21 protein-coding genes and 1 pseudogene are annotated in these 19981 nt (G+C 56.2%); 5 read left to right on the forward strand and 17 right to left on the reverse strand.

Annotation, left to right across the window (positions count from 1 at the left end; genetic code table 11):
- Positions 1-128: 128 nt before the first annotated feature.
- A complete protein-coding gene (locus SCL_RS12280) occupies positions 129-1034 on the reverse strand; it encodes an AraC family transcriptional regulator (RefSeq protein WP_172426045.1) in 906 nt (301 codons plus the stop codon).
- 111 nt (positions 1035-1145) lie between these two features.
- Here SCL_RS12280 and SCL_RS12285 point away from each other — a divergent pair, with 111 nt between their 5' ends.
- Positions 1146-1712, forward strand: coding sequence for a carboxymuconolactone decarboxylase family protein (locus SCL_RS12285; protein WP_096361474.1), 567 nt, complete (start codon positions 1146-1148; stop codon positions 1710-1712).
- Positions 1713-1883: 171 nt separating this feature from the next.
- Here the strand turns inward: SCL_RS12285 and SCL_RS12290 are convergent, their stop codons facing one another.
- The 8 genes from SCL_RS12290 to SCL_RS12325 all read right to left on the reverse strand — a co-directional run bounded on the left by SCL_RS12290 (position 1884) and on the right by SCL_RS12325 (position 8804).
- Positions 1884-2645, reverse strand: coding sequence for a type II restriction endonuclease (locus SCL_RS12290; protein ID WP_096361475.1), 762 nt, complete (start codon positions 2643-2645; stop codon positions 1884-1886).
- Positions 2646-2701: 56 nt separating this feature from the next.
- Positions 2702-3184 carry a very short patch repair endonuclease gene (locus tag SCL_RS12295; RefSeq protein WP_096361476.1) on the reverse strand — a complete coding sequence of 161 codons (483 nt, stop codon included), beginning with the start codon at positions 3182-3184 and terminating at the stop codon, positions 2702-2704.
- Positions 3184-4443 (reverse strand): DNA (cytosine-5-)-methyltransferase, encoded by a 1260-nt coding sequence (gene dcm / locus SCL_RS12300; RefSeq protein WP_096361477.1) that lies wholly within the window; start codon positions 4441-4443, stop codon positions 3184-3186. Before dcm ends, SCL_RS12295 begins: the two co-directional genes overlap by 1 nt.
- A gap of 118 nt (positions 4444-4561) precedes the next feature.
- Positions 4562-5290, reverse strand: coding sequence for a DUF6339 family protein (locus tag SCL_RS12305; protein WP_096361478.1), 729 nt, complete (start codon positions 5288-5290; stop codon positions 4562-4564).
- On the reverse strand, positions 5287-6141 hold the full coding sequence (locus tag SCL_RS12310) for a hypothetical protein (RefSeq protein ID WP_096361479.1): 855 nt from the start codon (positions 6139-6141) through the stop codon (positions 5287-5289). The genes SCL_RS12305 and SCL_RS12310 overlap by 4 nt, the downstream gene beginning before the upstream one ends.
- Complete coding sequence (locus SCL_RS12315; RefSeq protein ID WP_148665091.1) at positions 6138-7970, reverse strand: hypothetical protein; 1833 nt, start codon at positions 7968-7970, stop codon at positions 6138-6140. The genes SCL_RS12310 and SCL_RS12315 overlap by 4 nt, the downstream gene beginning before the upstream one ends.
- Before the next feature lie 91 nt (positions 7971-8061).
- The gene (locus tag SCL_RS12320) at positions 8062-8436 is read right to left on the reverse strand and encodes a cyclophilin-like fold protein (protein WP_096361481.1); all 375 of its coding nucleotides are present in this window, start codon (positions 8434-8436) and stop codon (positions 8062-8064) included.
- A 71-nt stretch (positions 8437-8507) separates the two neighbouring features.
- Positions 8508-8804, reverse strand: a complete 297-nt coding sequence (locus SCL_RS12325; protein ID WP_096361482.1) for a hypothetical protein — start codon at positions 8802-8804, stop codon at positions 8508-8510.
- Between the two features lie 286 nt (positions 8805-9090).
- Here SCL_RS12325 and SCL_RS14405 point away from each other — a divergent pair, with 286 nt between their 5' ends.
- From SCL_RS14405 to SCL_RS12350, 4 genes and pseudogenes are all read left to right on the forward strand, one after another.
- Positions 9091-10404, forward strand: a complete 1314-nt coding sequence (locus tag SCL_RS14405; RefSeq protein ID WP_148665092.1) for a transglutaminase family protein — start codon at positions 9091-9093, stop codon at positions 10402-10404.
- An 88-nt stretch (positions 10405-10492) separates the two neighbouring features.
- A pseudogene (locus SCL_RS14575) lies at positions 10493-10571 on the forward strand (RHS repeat-associated core domain-containing protein); the annotation flags it as partial.
- Between the two features lie 795 nt (positions 10572-11366).
- A complete protein-coding gene (locus SCL_RS12345) occupies positions 11367-12038 on the forward strand; it encodes a hypothetical protein (RefSeq protein ID WP_148665093.1) in 672 nt (223 codons plus the stop codon).
- 30 nt (positions 12039-12068) lie between these two features.
- Positions 12069-12641, forward strand: a complete 573-nt coding sequence (locus SCL_RS12350) for a hypothetical protein (RefSeq protein ID WP_096361487.1) — start codon at positions 12069-12071, stop codon at positions 12639-12641.
- Between the two features lie 163 nt (positions 12642-12804).
- Here the strand turns inward: SCL_RS12350 and SCL_RS12355 are convergent, their stop codons facing one another.
- The 8 genes from SCL_RS12355 to SCL_RS12390 form a co-directional block, all read right to left on the reverse strand.
- Positions 12805-13548: a sulfite exporter TauE/SafE family protein gene (locus tag SCL_RS12355; RefSeq protein ID WP_096361488.1), complete on the reverse strand. Its 744-nt coding sequence runs from the start codon at positions 13546-13548 to the stop codon at positions 12805-12807.
- A gap of 233 nt (positions 13549-13781) precedes the next feature.
- Positions 13782-14303 (reverse strand): FixH family protein, encoded by a 522-nt coding sequence (locus SCL_RS12360; protein ID WP_096361489.1) that lies wholly within the window; start codon positions 14301-14303, stop codon positions 13782-13784.
- Positions 14304-14478: 175 nt separating this feature from the next.
- A complete protein-coding gene (ccoG, locus tag SCL_RS12365) occupies positions 14479-15867 on the reverse strand; it encodes a cytochrome c oxidase accessory protein CcoG (protein ID WP_420823642.1) in 1389 nt (462 codons plus the stop codon).
- Between the two features lie 185 nt (positions 15868-16052).
- Complete coding sequence (gene ccoP / locus SCL_RS12370) at positions 16053-16985, reverse strand: cytochrome-c oxidase, cbb3-type subunit III (RefSeq protein WP_096361490.1); 933 nt, start codon at positions 16983-16985, stop codon at positions 16053-16055.
- Positions 16978-17157 carry a cbb3-type cytochrome oxidase subunit 3 gene (locus SCL_RS12375; protein ID WP_096361491.1) on the reverse strand — a complete coding sequence of 60 codons (180 nt, stop codon included), beginning with the start codon at positions 17155-17157 and terminating at the stop codon, positions 16978-16980. Before SCL_RS12375 ends, ccoP begins: the two co-directional genes overlap by 8 nt.
- 1 nt (position 17158) lies before the next feature.
- Complete coding sequence (ccoO, locus tag SCL_RS12380; protein WP_096361492.1) at positions 17159-17773, reverse strand: cytochrome-c oxidase, cbb3-type subunit II; 615 nt, start codon at positions 17771-17773, stop codon at positions 17159-17161.
- 12 nt (positions 17774-17785) lie between these two features.
- Entirely contained in the window at positions 17786-19207 is a 1422-nt protein-coding gene (ccoN, locus tag SCL_RS12385; protein WP_096361493.1) for a cytochrome-c oxidase, cbb3-type subunit I, read from the reverse strand.
- 162 nt (positions 19208-19369) lie between these two features.
- Positions 19370-19969 carry a Yip1 family protein gene (locus tag SCL_RS12390; protein WP_096361982.1) on the reverse strand — a complete coding sequence of 200 codons (600 nt, stop codon included), beginning with the start codon at positions 19967-19969 and terminating at the stop codon, positions 19370-19372.
- Positions 19970-19981: the final 12 nt, after the last annotated feature.

Consider the following 19981-nt stretch of genomic DNA (forward strand, 5'->3'; position numbering starts at 1 on the left):
GGCCGGATTCTCTCACAATGAGGTTATGCAATTCACGGCGTGAAAAACATTCGTAATATATCAACGGATTAGAATCGGTAATCAAGCAGTTTTCAGGAATCCACCGGAAACCGGGGTCCACCCCCCCTCTACGAACCGGCGCGCGCCTGCCGCCGCACGTCGCCCGGGCCGACACCGCGCACGCGTCGGAACGCGCGCCGGAACGCGGCCTCGGTCTGGTAACCGAGCTTCTCGGCGATCTGCGCCACCGAGGCACGCCGCTCCCGCAGCATCTGCTCGGCGAGATGCATGCGCCACATCGCGAGGTACTGCATCGGCGTCTGGCCGAGCAGCCCGGCGAAGCGTTCCGCGAACACGGTGCGCGACATGTTCGCCTCGCGCGCCAGCGTCTCCACCCGCCAGTCCGCGCCCGGCGCGCGGTGCAGGGCGGCGAGCGCCCGCGCGATGCGCTCGTCCTTCAGCGCCGCCAGAAAGCCCTGGAGTTCCTGCGCCCGCTGCATATGGTGGCGCAATACCAGCACGAACATGACCTCGGCCAGCCGGTCGAGCACGCCCTGCCGGCCGGCAGCGCCGGCGTCGTATTCCGCGAGCATCAGGCGCGCGAGCGCGTGCAGCTCGGCGGAGGTGCCTTGGTCTTCGCTGCGCACCACGATCGCCGCCGGCAGCGCCTGCATGACGGGGTTCAGCCCGCCGGTCTCGAACTCCACCATGGCGCACAGCACCGTGGTGTACGGACCGTCGCCGGTCGAGGTCAGATGCATGCCCGGCTGGCGTTGCGGCGTGCCGGAGAGCTGGTGCCAGGCGGCGTGCGGGAACATCACCAGATCGCCGCCGCGCACGACCATGGGCTCGGCCTCGCCTTCGCGGTGCAGCCAGGCCTGACCGCGCCCTATCAGGTGAAAGGTGGTGCGCGTGACGCCGGTCGCATCGAGCGCCCAGGCGCCGCAGTAACTCCCCTGCTTGAAAATCCCGGCCCGCAGCCGAAAGCTATGCAGCACGTCCGATAACAGATCGAAATCCGGCGTTTCGGACATGAAATCAGGAGCATTAGGGCTTATTCGTACCGTCATAGTCTGCCAACCTACGCTTCCCCGACGGGACGGGCAAGGGCCTGTTTCGCGGCAACCCTGAAAGGAGACACCGACATGACGAACTTCACCGTTCACACCCTGGAAACCGCGCCGGCCCGCAGCCGGCCGCTGCTCGAGGGCCTCAAGAAGGCCTTCGGCTTCGTGCCCAACCTCTATGCCGCCATCGCCGAGTCACCCGCCGCGCTGCAAGGGGCGCTCGCGATCGGCGAGGCGTTTTCGAAGTCCACGCTCTCGCCCGGCGAGCAACAGCTGGTGGCGCTCGCCGTCTCCGAGGCCAACGACTGCCAGTTCTGCGTGGCGGCGCACTCGACCATCGCCAAGCACCTGGCCAAGGCGGACCCGGCGCTGGTCGCCGCGGCGCGCGACCGCGAGCCGCTCCCCGACGCCAAACTCGACGCGCTCGTGAGCTTCACCCGCAAGATCGCCGAACAGCGCGGTTTCGTGGCGCCGGCCGATCTCGCGGCGTTCCTCAAAGCGGGCTACACCAAGGCGCAGGTCATCGAGGTGCTGCTCGGCGTGGGCATGAAGACGTTCAACAACTACGTGGACCACATCGCGCGCGTGCCGCTGAACGATCAGTTCAAGGCGGAGGCGTGGCAGCCGAAGCGGAAGGTGGCGTGAGATTCGGCTGTCGCTGACAGGCAGACAAAAGCAAGGCTGAACCGGGGGATCACAGTTTCTGGTCGATATCGGCGGAAACTGTGATTTATCCCGACTCCTATGCAAAAATAATTGAGCCTAGCTCCTTTAATTCGCAGCTCCTTTAATTTGCAATCCGACTCCATTTATATCTTACTTAATAACTCCATTAGCGCGCCACCTCGCCATAGCTGGATCTAAATGATGTTGGAAAAAAGCTTCGAACGAGATCACATTCGCTGATTTGGGATAATGAGCTGCGCGGATTCTTTCTGGCATCACCAGATATATCCTGTTCTTCAGCATATCCGCGAGATCCCTCTCTCCAATGCCTTCATCAATGGTGGCCAAGAAGAACATATGACCACGTGTACCCTCGGTGACAATTTGGCGCCATCTCTCTCGGAGGCTGCGCTTTACTGTAAAAATAATACAGTCCATAGCATTATGCCGATAATGCTCGATGCTTGGTAACAGGAAATCCGGTTGACCATTTATAATTGGTTGCGATGTGTACGGATATCCCAACGTAGTAAACAATTTGTTAATCACGTGCTCGAAGGCTTTTCCGGCACGAGGTCGCCGTCCCTGCGTTAGACCCAAGAAAAACCTGTCCAATGCCCAGAAATTTTTCTCAAGCAGGTTAAAAAAATCGTCCGCTACGGGTTTTTCTGGAAGAAGGCTGGTAAACACCTTTCTGAATGCATCCGCGCCAGCTGGTCGCTCTGCCCGCAAGTAATGGTCATAAGCTATCAGCTGGATCTCCTCGATGAGATCACTGAAATTTTTTTTAATCCACTCCTTGTCATTTACTTTTTTCCCAAGAACCTGTTTCATAGCTCCGGCAGTTATTTCACTTCCTCCGGGGATATCAAAGGATTCTTTAAGAGCCTCCAACACTTCTTCTTCATCCATATCTTTTCCCTTGTCGGGTAGTGTTTGTTGGTACCTTAATGAAAAATAGAGATTTTTTAGTAGTATTTTTTCTTATGTTTAGGATTGATACTGCCCTCGATCGCCGCGCTCTTGCGCCTAGACCGTAACCAAGAAGCAGATCGTTCTACAACGTAAGACAAATCACGCCTTCCAGGACCCTTGATGGCGCATTCCCAGATAACAAGAACTCGCCATCCCTGTGAAACCAAGGCAGTCACCTGCTTATGATCGCGCCTCTTGTTACCCAAGATCTTCTTTTTCCAGAAGCCGGCGCGTTTTGATGGCCACTTGAAAATACGGCAATTATGCCCGTGCCAGAAACATCCGTGAACAAATACTACTGCTTTGTATTTTGGAAATACGAGGTCTGGTTTGCCTGGCAGTTTAGTGCCATGAAGCCGGTACCGATACCCCTTGGAAAACAGTCCTTTTCGGATGAGGAGTTCAGGCTTTGTGTTTTTGCTTCGTATGCCGGACATCATCCGGCTGCGTGTGGCTCTGTCGACGATATCGGTCATTAGACCGCTATCGGCAGCTGTCTTACTCCACTCCGCTCGGCATCCACCAGAGAAAGGATGTGAGGCCGCATGATTTTTGCAACTGTCTCAATGACTGGCACAACAACTGAATTTCCGAATTGCTTGTAGGCCTGTGTATCAGATACGGGAATTACAAACTTCCTTCCATTTCTGTCGAACCCCATGAGCCTCGCGCACTCGCGTGGCGTCAGGCGCCTTGGGTTCTTGCGGCCGCGAGAAATGAGGATTTCAGAACCGTCCTTGTAGTATCGGGCAGAAAGCGTACGCGCTACATCATCTGGCCCCACAAGACCAAAACCAAAACCATTGCCTGCGGCCTGATGCTTTTTTGCATAATTTTTCAGATAGCGCCAAAGCTTGGTGCTGAGAACATACTTGTCTTCATTTACGAGAGCTTTCTTCCCAACTGTATAATGCCCTTCAGGTTCCTCGGAACCATTCTCAGGATGCAGGATGTCCTTCATGACTGGTGCCCGCTTGCTGATATCCGGCAGCTGGAGATCGTTCCATGAGAATCCTGTTTTTTCCCGGAAACCAACAATAATGATGCGTTCGCGATGCTGAGGCACAAAATATCTTGCATCAATGACCTTGTAGTGTACTTCATACCCAAGCTTGTCTCTGAGAGCACGCAGGATAACTTCGAATGTTCTTCCTTTGTCGTGATTCAGGAGATGCTTAACGTTTTCGAGCAGGAATGCCTTGGGCTGCTTTTCCTCGATTATCCGTTCGACATCAAAGAACAATGTTCCCTGCGTTTCGCAACGAAACCCGTGTTCCCTGCCGAGAGAATTCTTTTTTGACACACCGGCGATGGAAAACGGCTGGCAGGGAAAACCGGCAAGCAGGACATCATGGTCAGGGATCTCGCTGGCCTTTACTTTGGTGATATCACCAATAATCGGGTGAGTATCGGGAAAGTTCGCTTGGTATGTCTTTACCGACGGCTCGTTCCATTCACTGGTGAATACGCAACGGCCGCCGGCGGCCTCAAAACCGAGACGGATACCGCCAATCCCGGCAAACAGGTCGATAAAGGAAAACTCGCCGGCAGAGTTGTCAGGGTTATCTATCGGAAGAAGTAACTGTTGCAGCGCAGGAGCAGCGAATTTTGGCGGGTCGTTTTCTCTGGCCTCCCAACGCTTGATAGTGCGGGCGTTAACGCCGAGATGGGCTGCTATTTGTTTCTGGGTGAACCTGGATCTGGCCTGTTTCAGCAGTTCTCTCGGGCTTTCCATAAATGAGCTGCTCCTGACGGGGGGAATTTTTAGGGACATTATGTCATACAGACGTCCCCGTCAAGACAGGCCGGATACCAGCCTTTTTCACGCCTTGGTATGGACCTGCTCCTGCTAGCTAAGGCGTGCATCGCCTGCACAACTGTTTCAGATTGGCATCATTCAGGGCATCAAGAACCACCGCGCCACCCGCTGCATTTATATTCCTGATCAGTTTCTGGATTGTGTGGCTCCGGTCAGACCAGTCTTTAGCATTTTCGTGGATATAGTGAGAAACGCGCTTAACAATTTCCGGGTTTTTCCCCAAGCTTCGCTCAAGCAAGCCCACAGGAGTATCTTGGTATTCTAGAAGCATTCCGGTATGCAGGTATGGTTCGGCCGCACCGTCTTCATGCGTCAAATATCCGTACCACCACAAACGAGAGAGGGCGTTTCGCGTCAACCCGCGGAGCCCTTTGCTCTCAAAGAAAAAGCGTCTAAGCACAGCATTCTCGTTCAGCTCACCATCCTGTTTGATCCATCTCGCCCTTACATATCCGTAGAGTGGTTCGCAGTGGCATAAATACGACCACAGTCTTTCATCAGCGGCCTGTACAGGTTTGAGCTTTCGAAAACACTCGTGCACTCTTGTTGCAGCATCGGTATCACTGACAGGTTTTCCGTTATCAAGCAGTAACGCCGGCAAGTCGGTTATTTCAATACCGGACTGTGCTGGATCGGGTAGATTTTCTGAGCGGACATATTCATCCAGCCACGCCTTGTCATCAGCCTTGTACTTCTGGATGTTATCCGGGATGTTTCGCCTTAACGCCGCCAGCAATGAGTCAGGGAGAAAATTGAGATTCATTCTTCATTCCCTCCTGAAATCAGGTCATCAAGACTGGAAAACGAGGCCGACAACGGACCTTCAAGCAGACGACACGCGATGTCGGCAGTGGAAGAATCACCGATGGTGATCTTCATGACATCAAGACGTTTTCTCAGTGCGAGTTCCCAGCGTCTTTCGCCGCTGCTGCCGTCTTCACGGCGCATTTCCACAATAGCTTCTTGCAGGGCCGGAACCGCAAGTGACTGCATGAGGAGTGGCGCTGCCTCGGGGAGTTTGCTCAAGGTGCCGTATTTCTCATGATCCTGCGGACAGACGTATATAGTAATCTTGTCTTCGTGCAGGGCGACATCCATGCTTCCTGGCGCAACCTTCTCGTCCCTTATTACCTGCATGATGGATGATAGCTTCTGCAGCGAGTCATACATTTTCTCGGCAACAAAGGTCTGGCCTGAGCTGATGGCAAGCACATCACCGCTGCTTATGGAGATTTTCAGACCTCTGTAGTCAGCGTTGAAATCATCCAGCACATATTCGGGTATGTCTGCTGTCGCAACGACCAGCGGTATGCAATCAATGCTTCCGGAAAGCAGGTCGCCATCGATAATCAGTTCTTGCTTTTCCGGCAGGGGCGAATACAGTTTTCTGTAAAAGAGCCCTCTCGCTTCAACGAGGAGCGCATAACCTGCCTTCCCTTTCCGGATATATTCAAGAAGTCCGGGATTGCCAAGCTCAAAATCGACCATGAGACGGTAGTTTGCCCCGTCTGCCTTCACAGCAAAATTGCGTAAGTGGAAATTACCGGCCTTTACGTCGTCTAGAAACGGCGCGACGACCGGATGGGAAAAAGTGGCGCCACGAAGCAATTTCATGGCGCCTGCTCCAGACGTATTGTGCCGGAGAGGGTTATCGGGATAGCCATGCCAAGCTCTACCTCGAACACGGCTGGTTTACCGGCGCTTAACTCCACATCTTTTATTGTGTTGTGCTCCAGTTCAACAAGTTTGCCGTCCCTGGTTACCGTGCTTAGCTCGGCCGGATCAAGCGAGCCGTCATCGTTGACTACCTGCAGCAACAGATTGCCTCTCTCCGCGGTTTCTGATCTAGCGATAATGCGATATTTCCTGTCCGAAATTCGTATGGCTCTCAGGTGGACAGGCTTGACAATTTCTGGCCCCGGATATTTTTCGCCTCCGCCTCTACCACCCGCTCCTCCACCGCCCGTCTCTTTTTTGCCTTTCACTCCTTCTCCTGGCTCGTCCCCGCCGCCTTTATCAGCTGCCTTGGGTGGTTTTCCCGGCGTTTCAGTCACCGGAATTTCGCCGCTGAAGGGTTTTGACTCCAGCCCCGGCTCTCCTTCTTTCTGCTTCGTATCCTTGTCGGGAAAATCCGGAAGATAGCGGGACAGGTTGGGCACATCTACCGCTTCACTTGTCGGTTTCGGATTCAGGTCTTGGACGTTTTTCCGCACCCAGTTCCACATTGAATCCAGTGCCTTTTTGCCGCCCCGTTCGGTAATTCGTTCCCTTTCCCAGTCGTCATGGCGCGGTGGCTCTATTGAACGCAGGAAACTGTTGCCTTCCTCGTTCTGGCAAAGTAACACGCCAGCATAATGCCGGCGGCAAGTGAAGCGCCTTTTTTCAATTATCACCATGCCTGTCTTACGCATTCCCTGAACATTCTTGGGCAATTGTTCATCATCGCTGGCGAGCAGATAAAGTCGCATCTCACCGATGAACGGGAATTTTTCACTTGCCGAGACGCTGTCTTCTGAAGTCAGCGCCTGATAATAGTGATGGGCATTAAAGTCGTCGTGTGTTGAATATTTATCCAGCAATGACTTGAGATTTTCTCGGAAGAGGCGCTGGCCATTAACCTGAAATTCGATATCACCCTTATAGATCGCCAGCCAGAAATTGGTTAGCAGATGCTTGATGGTCTCATCTTCCCAGCCATCCTCTGCCACGAATCCCGGTATCCAGATGTCAGTACCGGGCTCGGCTCGCGTGAATACAGATGGTATATCGTCAGCGTTCCTGATTGCCCGGCATGCCTCCGTGCTCCTGTCGAATAAACCGATAAAGCCAGTTCCCTGTGTGACCTTTTTGTCGTGATTCTCGTGGCTCCACCATTTGCTGACACCCTGGAATGCGACATTGCTGTTGTCAGTCCGTGTTGTGTAATAAACAGTTCGCACCGCAGAAGCTGCGAACGGGGCATGCTTGCCAATGCCGAAAGAACCGGCCGAACCAACATCCTTGCTGGAAACACCACTGGACTTGACCAAGCTGTACCATTGTCCGTTTCGGTCAATATCCGAACCATTGAGCCCAGTAGTCTCATAGTCGGAGATGCGAAGTACCGGAACGGTATCCCCTGCGAGAACTTTGAGAGCGGTTTCACAATACCTTTTTGCCTTCGGATCCCTGCTGTAATACTCCCGGCAAGCAGGTATGACAGATTTTTTCAGATCATGCAGACCCGGCAACTTGTTAACCGGAATCTGGTGCAGAGTGAATTCAAGTCGTACTTTCTTAGGGGAGCTCGTTCGTCGGGCCGCATCGATGGAATTCTGCGCGCATTCACGTGCAATGTGTTTTGGCACATTGCCCATGAAATGTTCTAGTCCTGAATCGTTGGGTCCCTGATCCGGTCCGCCACCTGTCAGCGGGAAATGCAAAACAATCTGTTTATTATTCATAAACTGGTTCGCCTCCCAAATACTGAAAGCATGCCCCAACGTCAACTCCAGACTACAAACTGTCAGTCATTCCGAGGCGCTGCTACGGCACTTAACCGATTTTCTCCACCTTGATCGCCGCACCGGATTTCACTGATTTGAGCTGCTTCACGTCACCCTTGGCCTTGCCCCAGATGTTGGTCTTGGCGGCGAGGCGGATTTCATTGCCCTGCGAGATCGGCGTGCGGCCAAAACCAATCGCGATGGAATCGCCCTCGATCCAGAAGGCAAGTTCGCCCGGCTGCACCACCTCACGCGCGCTGGGCTCGCGATTCACCTGCACTGGCGTCGAGAAATAAACCTCCTCACCCCAGGTGTTGGCCTTGGAGGTGAAGGGGCAGGCATTCCAGATGGCTTCCGCCGTGGGCGTATCCAGCAACTCGGCTTCGAGCACCACGGAACCGATGGTCATTTTGAGTTGGCGCATATTTAACTCTTTCTAATATTCTGGATTCCCGCTTCCGCGGGAATGACGGAGTTTTGTTGTTGAGAGCCGGGTTATGCGTTTTCGTCCTTCACTTCGTATTCAATGCCGCCGATGTACCTGAAAAAGAAATTGTAGAGAGCGCATCCGATAACCGTCATCAAATAACCAATCACCAGATACAAAACCGGAAACAGGATGAGCATGAACTTCGGGAAGGCTACCGGGTTGCCGTGCTGATCCACGTCCGGGCCGAAAAGCATCGCGATGGAGAAAAAAGGCAGGACAAATACCAGCGAGCCGACCGCCATGAGAATGCCGAAAACCTTTGCGTTCTGATGAGGGGAAAACCGGCTGATTTGCTTCTTCATTTTATGGCTCCTTTGGCGCGCCGGGATGGCGCTAGTTATTGATTCTCCTGCGACACGAGAGATGGCTTTCTGCCGAAACCGATAAAGCTGAAATTGTAATTTAACCCCGCGTCTTCATCCAACTCGTTGTTCCACCGTCGCTTCATTCAACAATACTAAAGCTCTATGCCTAAAGCTGCTTGACAAGCCTGGCGGTTCTCGGCGAAATGGATGCGCCAGAAAGGCACTGCATAATAAAACACGGCGTATATCCACGCCATAGAAACCAAAAAAATCAGGAGGAACCTTGCTGTATCGCCAGCTGGTACTCTTCATTGCCCTCGGCCTCTCCCTTCCCGCGCATGCGGCTACGCGCGCTTGGGAGTTCGACCTCCCGACCCCCGGCACCTACGAGGTCCATGTCCAGCACCGGATCGAGGGAGTTGAGGTTCCTCGCGGAGCCGAGGCCACCTATACGTTTCAAACCCGCGAAACGACACTCCAGCGCGAACTCCCCTTTTATCCCAAAGACGACGAACATCCGGCTGTTGTACTTATAGTGGACATCACAAGCCCCCAGAAGGCAAAAGTGGTCATTGCCGGCCTGCCGAAACCCCTGCTGCAACAGACCCGCGTTTACGTTATCGATGGCAATTCCCGCTATCCCTACGAATGGTTCGATCCGGGCAAGAGCGTTGAGCTGAAGTCAGCCAGGCTTGTCCGGGACATATTGAAACAACCGGAACAAGACATTGACCTGGCCCAAGCCAAATTGACCGTCGACAAGCTGATCGATCCGACCGTCGATATTGAGGCCGGTTTGGAAAGAATCGAGGCGATGGTGACCAAGATAAAAGCGATGCCCGGCTTCGGTGGCTCTCAGACCACCAAGCTTGAGGCGCTCAAACGCTATATCTACGAACCGGGCGAATGGAACAACTTTCAGCCCTACCAATACGACCTCAACGACCCGCTCGGCACGAAACTCAGCAACAAACTGCTTTCCCGTTACCTCGAATCCAAAAAGGGTAACTGCGTCACCATGCCGTTACTGTTTGTCATCCTGGGGCAACGGCTGGGCATCGACGTGACCGCCGCGACCGCCCCGCTCCACATACTGGTGAAATTCAAGGATGAGACAGGAGCTACCTATAACCTGGAAACCACGAGCGGCGCCAACCCGGCGCGGGATGTCTGGTATCGGGAACAGATGCCGATGACGGAGGAGGCCGTGGCCAATGGCGTGTATTTGCGGCCGCTGACCAGAAAGGAAACCGTGGCGATAATGGCGACTACCCTGGCTGAGCACTATTTCGAGCAGCGGGAATTCGAAAAGGCCATCACGATCTCCGACCTGACGCTCGAATATTACCCCCGGGACGTGGAGGCGATGGTCCGAAAAGGCAGCGCCTATTACCGGTTATTGGCTAAATATTATCTTGAGAAATACCGTTCGCCGAATGAGATTCCGGATCGGGCGAAAGGCCATTATCACTATCTGTCACAAAACAACCACCAATGGTTTGCCAAGGCCGAAGCTCTGGGCTGGTGGGAGCCCTCGAAAGAGGAGGAGGAAAAATATTTACAGAAGGTCAGTCAGAAACGCGGCACAAAGCGGTGAAGAATGGAGGAGCAGCATGTCACTAACCAGAACCTTATTGGGCTTGCTCATGCTCGTAGTGTTGGGATACGGCGGTATCGCCCAGGCGCGGTATCTCAGTAGTGATCCCATCGGGCTTCAGGGTGGGTTGAATACCTATGCGTATGTTTATAACAATCCGCTGAGATACACAGATCCATCAGGGTTGTGGAGCCCTGGCGGGCATGATTCGATTTTTCATGATGTATTCTTGAACCCCCTATCGGACTCACTAGTACTGAATGTATTACCTCCGGGTGATGTCAGGCGTTTAATGAGCGCAAGTCGTGAGTTCGATAAGAGAACTCAGCATCCTAATTTTGCTCATGTTCATTCACAGAGGAGAAAGAATCAAAGCGTTATGCAAGCTCTGATTATGAGAGAAATCTTTGTCAGCTTGAAGACTCAAGAAGCATGCGAATACACTAAGCAGAATAATAGAAACGCAGCTCTTGATAGCATGTCGGAGGCAATGCATACCATAATGGATTCATTGAGCCCAGAACATGTTGATCAGCATGGCAATCCAAAAATTTGGAATCCATTGTGGCCATTTGGGCATAGCCCGACAGACTGGATTGGAAATGAGACTATATTTGATATTACTCCTGCAATTACGATGAAACTTAGGCCACTGTTGAGTGATGCATACGACCGTAGCATGGGAGGCGCTTGTATATGCACAAAATGATAAATCGGTTAATTTTTATTTTATTGGTATATCTTGTTTCGTGGTCAATTTCTTATTTGATAATAATGGGGATTGATTTCCGATTCTATTTTGAATATCTGAAACTAGCGTGGACTAGCCCTGGTGAAAATCCTGTGTTCATACAAATTATTGCAATAGTGCTGACGGTAATCACTGTATCAATCTCATTTTTCATAATGAAAAAGAAATGAATGGATAAAGACAAAGATGTGTCGCTGAATGCACATCCATTGTGATCATACAACGCCAACTAATACTTACCGCGACGCTCCTGATCGCTGGTTGCTCCGGACAACAGTCGTCTGAAATAACCATTGATAGCTCCGCTCGCCCGTTATTTGAAATGTTACCTGGTGAGCTCGGTATAGCTCTTCATGGATCGGATATTGAAATTCAAGTTTTGATACGTCATGGGAAGATTGAACCAGTAACCAGTAACATTAAAGCGCCGCATGAAGCGACTGGAATGATTGCGCCATATGGCGCGACCATGCTACCCGATCGGACAAACGAATATTACCAAGGGCCGTTCGCCTTCAGCCCGAATGGCAGATATGTTGCAGCTTCCGTGGTTGGTCGTCGGCCCAAGGCGGCGCTACCTCAAGCCTTCGTGATTTTTGACATACAAGGGAAACGGGACTTGGCGCGCATTGACTTGAGCGGTAAGGAGCTGCTCAGGGCCTTGGCCTGGAGCCCCGATTCGACGCGCATAGCGATCCTCAAATCAATAAGCAGGGGAAAGGTTTCATTCAAGAACTTGCTTTCCGCTCTGAGCGGGCACTCCGTCGCTTACGATACTTATTTCCTCGATATTTACGACCTTGAAGGAAAGATCGTTGCTCACACTAAACTCATTGAGGACGTACGGTATAGTTGGGGCGAGATTGTCTGGATGCCTTTGTAACCCAGGGCTTTGCTCTCAAAAGGAGATTGAATGCAAATCGCCATACTGCTTCTCACATTAAGTTTGTCACTAAGCGTTTTTGCCGAAGAAGCGAACATCCGTCAATATGAATTGCGTGACGGCAATTCGATCGAACTTAAAATACCGACATCATGGAAATCCGAGCTGAAAGACGGACCCCAGATCCCGTATGCCACGATCACTCTGCAACCGAGGACCGGAACCTCATTCGATATTCTGATCAGTCCAATTGTATTTCGAGGCAACGACGCCAGTTCTCTAAGTGCCAAAGATATTCGCCGCCGCGTGCAGGCTGGAATCGATGTCATCAGGGATCGAGCGGTAGAAAAAGAGGTGGAAGTCAAGAAGCTGAATGGCGCGACTGGTCCCGGCTATTACTACACAGTAACTGATCGAGCACCTAAATCGGGCGAATACAAATACATGACAAGCGGGATGGTGCGGGTTGGCGATCTCGCGGTCAGTTTCACTGTTTTAACCAACGATGGACAACAAAAAGTCGTCGATGAAGCATTGGCTATGATGAGAAATGCGAACCACTACCGAAGAAACCAGAATACCCAACGGTCCGCTAGAAAATAATTAGTGGCCGTACCATTCGGTATTACGTGGAGGTCCATGCGGAACAAAAACTGCCATTCAACCCGAGACACTACGACGGGACCTAACCCACCTTCTCCACCTTGATCGCGGCAGAGGTTTCAATAATCTGATTTTGTAAAGCGCATGATACGCGCCTTACATTTTATTGCGCGGACTGATGCCCCGAGGGGCTGTGGCCGACATGCTCGCGGCCATGGCCGACGTGGTCACCCAGTCCCGCCAGTGTATACACGCCGAACAGCAGGATCAAAATCCCCGCGCCGCGTCGCACCCAGACATGCACCACGATCCGGCGGAACAGGCCCGTCGCGGTGCCGATGGCCAGCAGCATCGGCAGCGTCCCGAGCCCGAAGAAAAACATCAGCAGCGCGCCCTGGGCGGCGCTGCCGGTCGTCATCGACCAGGCCAGCGCCGAGTACACCAGCCCGCACGGGAGCCAGCCCCAGACGAGGCCAGCGGCCAGCGCTTTCAGCGGATGATCCACCGGCAGGAAACGCCGCCCGAAAGGTTCAATGCGTATCCAGAGTTTGCCGCCGAGGCGTTCCAGTGCCGTCAGACCCGGCCACCAGCCGGCGAGATACAGCCCGAGCGCGATCATGAATCCGCCGGTGATGATTTTCGCGACGAGTCGCGCCTGCTCCGGCGGCAACACGCGCATGACCTGCGCGCTGGCCAGGCCCAGCACGGCGCCGGCCACGGCATAACTCGTAATCCGGCCGAGATTGTACGCGGCGAGATAGGGAAGCAGCCGCGCCGGCGAGGAACGGATGTCTTCGCGTACGCCGAGCGTGAGCGCGCCGACGATGCCACCGCACATGCCGAGGCAATGGGTCGAGCCCAGTAGGCCCACGAGGAAGGCCGAGAGGAGGGTGATTTCGGTGGGCATGGGATGATTAGCTTGGAAATCCTAAAAACCTCTCGTCACCCCGGCGAAAACCGGGGTCCAGAATATTAGAAACAGAAAAATCAGTAATAGACTGGATTCCGGCTTTCGCCGGAATGACGGGTTCTTGTTTATTTCTGAGCGTTTCAAGAAACTTTGAGGATCCACGAATTCAAGCAAGACTTCACCCTCCCCCTCGCCCCCTCCCGTCAAGGGAGGGGGAATTCTATTTTTTATTAAGGCAGCGACGGGCGGAGGTCGAGGCCGTGCTCATTCGGAATGCGCAGCGAGCCGACCAGGCGCCAGTCCTGCGCCGCGAGTTGCACGTTCCAGTGGCCTTGCGCCAGCGCCGGCAGCGGCGCGCGATAGCTGCCGTCGGGCTGACGCGCGAGGATCAGTATCCGGTCGATGCCGGAGCGCGTGGCATGCAGGAATTTGATCTCGACGTTGTCCGCGATCGCGGCCTGCGCGCGGGCGGTGAGATGGATCAGCAACTGTTGGCTGGCGTCGTCGAGCTCGACGCGGCCTTGCAGGCCGCGCGTGGCGGCGGCCTGGTCGCGCGCCAATACGCGGTTGATCTCCTTGCCGCGCAGGTAATAGTCATCCTCCACCACGCCGTCATCGGAGGAGATGGCCAGGCCCAGGGTGATGAAACCCGCGACCACGGCCGTGAGTGGAAATGTGATCAGCAGCCACACGAAGGGTTCGCGGTACCAGCGGACGTGCTCTTTGTCGTGTTTTGTGTGCATGGAAGTCATTATATTAAATCCTGGATTCCCGCTTCCGCGGGAATGACGAACCTAAAAAAACCTCTCCCGGTAATTCGTGTAGGTTGGGGTGAGCGCAGCGAACCCCAACGTATTTGCGCCGTCGTTGGGTTTCGGCGCAAGCGCCTCAACCCAACCTACATGAAAATCTTGCCCTCGTCCTGCGTCATCGCGTCGGCCCCAGGAAGCGCGCGCCCTGCTCGGTGGCGAGGTCCTCGGTATCGACCGCCTGCAGGCGAAAATACACCGGCGTGCTGCGCTGCGTCAGGCTGGCGGGGTCGGCCTGCAGGCGCACCGGGACTTCCGCCACCTCGCCCGCCGCCACCGTGATCTCGGGCTTGTCGGTACGCAGTTGCAGGCCGTCGATGCCGCGCGCGCTGAGGATATAGCGGTGCGGTCCGTTATCCATGTTCATGACCTTGAGTGTATAGGTGTTCTCGATCAGACCGTCGAAAGTTTCGCGAAACAGCGCGTTGCGGTCGCGCAGCACGTCGACCTTGAGCGGCACGCGCAACAATACCGCGATGAGCAAGGCCGCGGCAATCGCCGTCAGGATACCGGTGTAGATCAGCACGCGCGGGCGCAATACCTTCACCGGCTTGCCTTCGAGCGCGTTTTCGCTGGTGTAGCGGATCAGGCCCTTGGGATAGCCCATCTTGTCCATCACCGAATCACACACGTCGACGCAGGCGGCACAGGCGATGCAGCCGATCTGCAGGCCGTTGCGAATGTCGATGCCGGTGGGGCAGACCTGCACGCACAGGGTGCAGTCGATGCAGTCGCCCAGGCCCTGGAGTTTCGGCTCCTTTCCCCGCTGGCGTGAGCCGCGCGGTTCGCCGCGCGCGGGATCGTAGGAAATGATCAGGGTATTGCGGTCGAACATCGCGCCCTGGAAGCGCGCGTACGGGCACATGTACAGGCACACCTGCTCGCGCAGCCAGCCGGCGTTGCCGTAGGTGGCGCCGCTGTAGAACAGGATCCAGAAGGTCTCCCACGGCCCGAGCGCGAACTGCGTGAGCGACACCGCCAGCTCGCGGATGGGCGTGACATAGCCGACGAAGGTGAAGCCGGTCCACAGGGCGAACAGGATCCAGACGAAATGCTTGGTGCCTTTCTTGACGAACTTGTCGGGGTGGTTCCACGGCAGGCGCGCCAGCTTCATCTGCTTCGGCCGGTCGCCCTCGATCTGGCGCTCGATCCACAGGAACACCTCGGTCCACACCGTCTGCGGGCAGGTGAAACCGCACCACACGCGCCCGGCGATGGCGGTGAACAGGAACAGCGACAGCGCGGAGATGACCAGGATCGCAGTGAGGAAGAACAGGTCCTGCGGCCAGAAGGTCCAGGCGAACAGGTGGAACTTGCGGTTCGGCAGGTCGATCAGGAACGCCTGCCGGCCCGCGCCCCAGTTGAGCCACGGAAGAAAATAATAGAGGCCGAGGGTGAGCCCGACCATGGCCACGCGCAGGTTGGCGAAGAGGCCGTGCACCTCGCGCGGATAGACGCGGGCGCGCTTGGCGTACAGTCCTTCCTGGACGGCGTCCGCCTCGGAAATGGGGATGATGCGATCGGGTACGTTGCGGGGCTGGTACGGGGTTTCGGCGGCGCGCGGTTTTTTGCCGGCGGTGAGGCGCGCGACCTCCTCCTGCGATTCGGCAAGCGAAGGTATGCGTTTTGGTTTTTGATTGACGCTGTTTTTGTCTGTCTCCTCCCGCTCCGGTGAATCAGGCGGTTTCACGTTCAGTGTTTCTCCGTACTGCCCCCCGCGACGGGATGCGACAGGCTGTAGATGTAGGCGGCGAGCAGATGCACCTTGGCTTCGCCGAGGAATTCGGCATGCGCCGGCATGCGCCCGGAACGGCCCTTGTCGATGGTCTCCATGATTCTCTGCTTCGAGCCACCATAAAGCCAGATATTATCGGTCAGGTTGGGCGCGCCCATGGCCTGGTTGCCCTTGCCGTCGGCGCCATGGCAGGCCACGCACAGCTGCTGGAATTTCTCCTTGCCGGTAGCGGCCACGGCCTCGTTCACGCTGCGACCGCTGAGCGAGAGCACGTATTCGGCCACGTTGGCCGTGCCTTCCGGCCCCAGCACCGCGCCCCACGGCGGCATGGCGCCGGTGCGGCCGTTCATGATCGAGGCCTTGATGGTCAGCGGATCGCCGCCGTACAGCCAGTCCTCGTCGCGCAGATTGGGGAAACCCGGACCGCCACCGGCGTCCGAGCCGTGGCAGCCGGTGCAATAGTTCACGAACAGGCGCGCGCCGGTCTTGAGCGCCTCGGGGTTGGCGGCGAGCAATTTGAGATCTTCCTTCAGATATTGCTCGTACAGCGGATTGAATTGCTTGTCGGCATTGGCGATCTCGCCTTCGTACTGTCCCTTCTGCGTCCATCCCAGCGCGCCGGCGTAGTTGCCGAGGCCCGGGTACAGGATCAGATAGCCGATGCCGAACACCAGCGTGACGTAGAACATGTTCAGCCACCACTTGGGCAGCGGGTTGTTCAGTTCCTGCAAATCCTCGTCCCACACGTGCCCCATGGGCTTGGCCTTCTCGCCTTCCTTGGGGCGCGGGCCGCTGGTCATCCAGCGGTTGAGCACGAACATGGCGATGATGCCGCCGACCACCGGGACGATGATGAACCAGTTCCAGAAACCGCTCGTGAAATCAGCCATGATGCTTCTCCCCGGAAGGACGCGCCGGCACGAACTCCTCTTCTTCCAGCGGCAGGCGCGCGGCCTCGTCGAAGCCGCGCTTGCGCCGCGAACTGAAGGCCCAGATGACGATGCCGATGAACAGGATCAGCAGCGCCACGGTCCAGAATGAATGAAAAATCACGGCGTTCATGTCATCTCCGCGCCTTGATGGTGGTGCCCAGGCCCTGGAGGTAGGCGATCAGGGCGTCCATTTCGCTCTTGCCTTCCAGCGCCGCCGGCGCGTTCTTGATGTCGTCGTCGGTGTACGGGTGCCCGAGCGTGCGCAGCACCTGCATCTTCCTCTGCACCAGCGAGCCGTCGAGCTTGTTCTTCGCCAGCCACGGATAGCCCGGCATGATCGACTCCGGCACCACGTCGCGCGGATTCATCAGATGCGCCCGGTGCCACTCGTCCGAATAGCGGCCGCCGACGCGATGCAGGTCGGGCCCGGTGCGCTTGCTGCCCCACTGGAACGGGCGGTCGTAGACGAACTCGCCGGCCACCGAGTAATGGCCGTAGCGTTCGGTCTCGGCGCGGAACGGGCGGATCATCTGGGAATGACACACCATGCAGGATTCGCGAATGTAGATGTCGCGGCCTTCCAGCTCCAGCGCCGGGTAGGGCTTGAGGCCCGCCACCGCCTCGGTGGTGGACTTCTGGAAGAACAGCGGCACGATCTCGACCAGCCCGCCGACGGCGATTACCGCCACCGTCAGGACGATCAGCAGGCCGACGTTTTTTTCTACTTTCTCATGTCCGGTTGCCATGTGCGTTCTCCCTCAGTGCGCCGCCGCCGGGGCGGGAATGGCCGCCTCGACGGGTTTGGCGCCGGCAATCGTCTTCCACAGGTTGTACGCCATGAGCAACATGCCGGTCAGGAAGAACAGGCCGCCCAAAGTCCGCACGATATAGAACGGATGCATCGCCTGCACCGATTCCACGAAGCTGTAGGTCAGCGTGCCGTCGGCGTTGACCGCGCGCCACATCAGGCCCTGCATCACGCCCGCGATCCACATGGCCGAGATGTATAAAACAATCCCGATGGTGGCGATCCAGAAGTGCGTCTCGATGAGCTTGACGCTGTAGATCGCGCGCCCGAACAGGCGCGGGATGAGAAAGTACATGGCGCCGATCGAGATCATGCCGACCCAGCCAAGCGCGCCCGAGTGCACGTGGCCGATGGTCCAGTCGGTGTAGTGCGACAGCGCGTTGACGGTCTTGATGGACATCATCGGGCCTTCGAAGGTGCTCATGCCGTAGAACGACACCGACACGATCAGGAACTTGAGGATGGGGTCGGTGCGCAGCTTCTGCCACGCGCCCGAGAGCGTCATGATGCCGTTGATCATGCCGCCCCAGCTTGGTGCCAGCAGGATCAGCGAGAACACCATGCCGACCGACTGGGTCCAGTCCGGCAGCGCGGTGTAGTGCAGGTGGTGCGGGCCGGCCCAGATGTAGGTGAAGGCCAGCGCCCAGAAGTGCACCACCGACAGGCGATACGAATACACCGGGCGTTCCGCCTGCTTGGGGATGAAGTAATACATGATGCCGAGGAAACCGGCCGTCAGGAAGAAGCCGACGGCGTTATGGCCGTACCACCACTGCACCATGGCGTCCTGCACGCCGGCGTAGGCCGAATAGGACTTGAAGAAGGAAACCGGCAGCGCCGCGCTGTTGAACACGTGCAGCACGGCGATGGTGAGGATGAACGCGCCGTAGAACCAGTTGGCCACGTAGATGTGACTGACTTTGCGCTTGGCCAGGGTGCCGAAAAACACCACGGCGTAGGCCACCCACACCAGCGTGATCAGGATGTCGATCGGCCATTCGAGCTCGGCGTATTCCTTGGTGGTGGTGATGCCGAGCGGCAGCGTGATGGCGGCCGACACGATCACCAGCTGCCAGCCCCAGAAGGTGAAGGCCGCGAGCCCGTCGCTGAACAGGCGTACGTGGCAGGTGCGCTGCACGACGTAATAGGAGGTGGCGAACAGCGCGCTGCCGCCGAAGGCGAACACCACGGCGTTGGTGTGCAGCGGGCGCAGGCGCGAGAAGGTGAGCCAGGGGATGTCGAAGTTGAGCGCCGGCCATGCCATCTGCGCGGCGATCAGCACCCCGACCAGCATGCCGACGATGCCCCAAATGACGGTCATCACGGCGAACTGCCGTACGACCTTGTAATTGTATGTGTCCTGGGCGGCCATGATTCTCCCACTCATTTGTCAGGTGAATAAAGAAAAATTACCTTCACACACGGCGTGCGGCCGGAAAACGCGGAGTATTACTGTTACGAAGCCCGTGAACTATATCCAAGAAGCAATGGGCGCATTCTTGACCCAGATCAAACCCAAAGACGCGACGCGCTGCTAACCGGCATACACCGGTCCGATACCGATATCCCAGAGAATGACGGTGGCCACCAGCACCGCCACCAGCGTCACCAGGCCCACGGCCAGCACCGCGGTGGAAAAAAGAAAGCCGCGCTCCTCGGGAATGCCCATGACGATCGGCACACCGGTGTACAACAGATACACGGAATACCCGAGCACCGGCAGGCCGATCAGCAGGTTCAGCCACAGCAACGGGTACAGCAGCATGAGGCCGGAGAGGAACAGCGGCGTGGCCGTGTACGCGGCCAGCGCGATGCACTGCGGCAGCGTCTGTTTGGCGCCGTAGGTCTGGCCCATCCAGTGGATCATCTTGCCGATGAAGAACACCGCCACCAGGATGGTGAGATAGGACAGGATCGCGATCCAGAGCGCGCTCTCCGGCGTGAGTTTTTGCACTTCGCGCGTAACCACCTGCCAGCCGACCTGGGTGGTGCCGAAGTATCCGGCCAGCGGGGGGATGGTGGCGAGCAGCAGCACGTGGGAACAGTAACACTTGCCGATGGTGCAGTTTTCCTTCCGGATCGATTTCCATTCCTCTTCCGGATGCGACAACAAGCCCCACACGTGACTCAGAATCATGCTTTGCTC

The organism is Sulfuricaulis limicola, assembly GCF_002355735.1.
In the GTDB taxonomy this organism is placed as follows: Bacteria; Pseudomonadota; Gammaproteobacteria; order Acidiferrobacterales; family Sulfurifustaceae; genus Sulfuricaulis; species Sulfuricaulis limicola.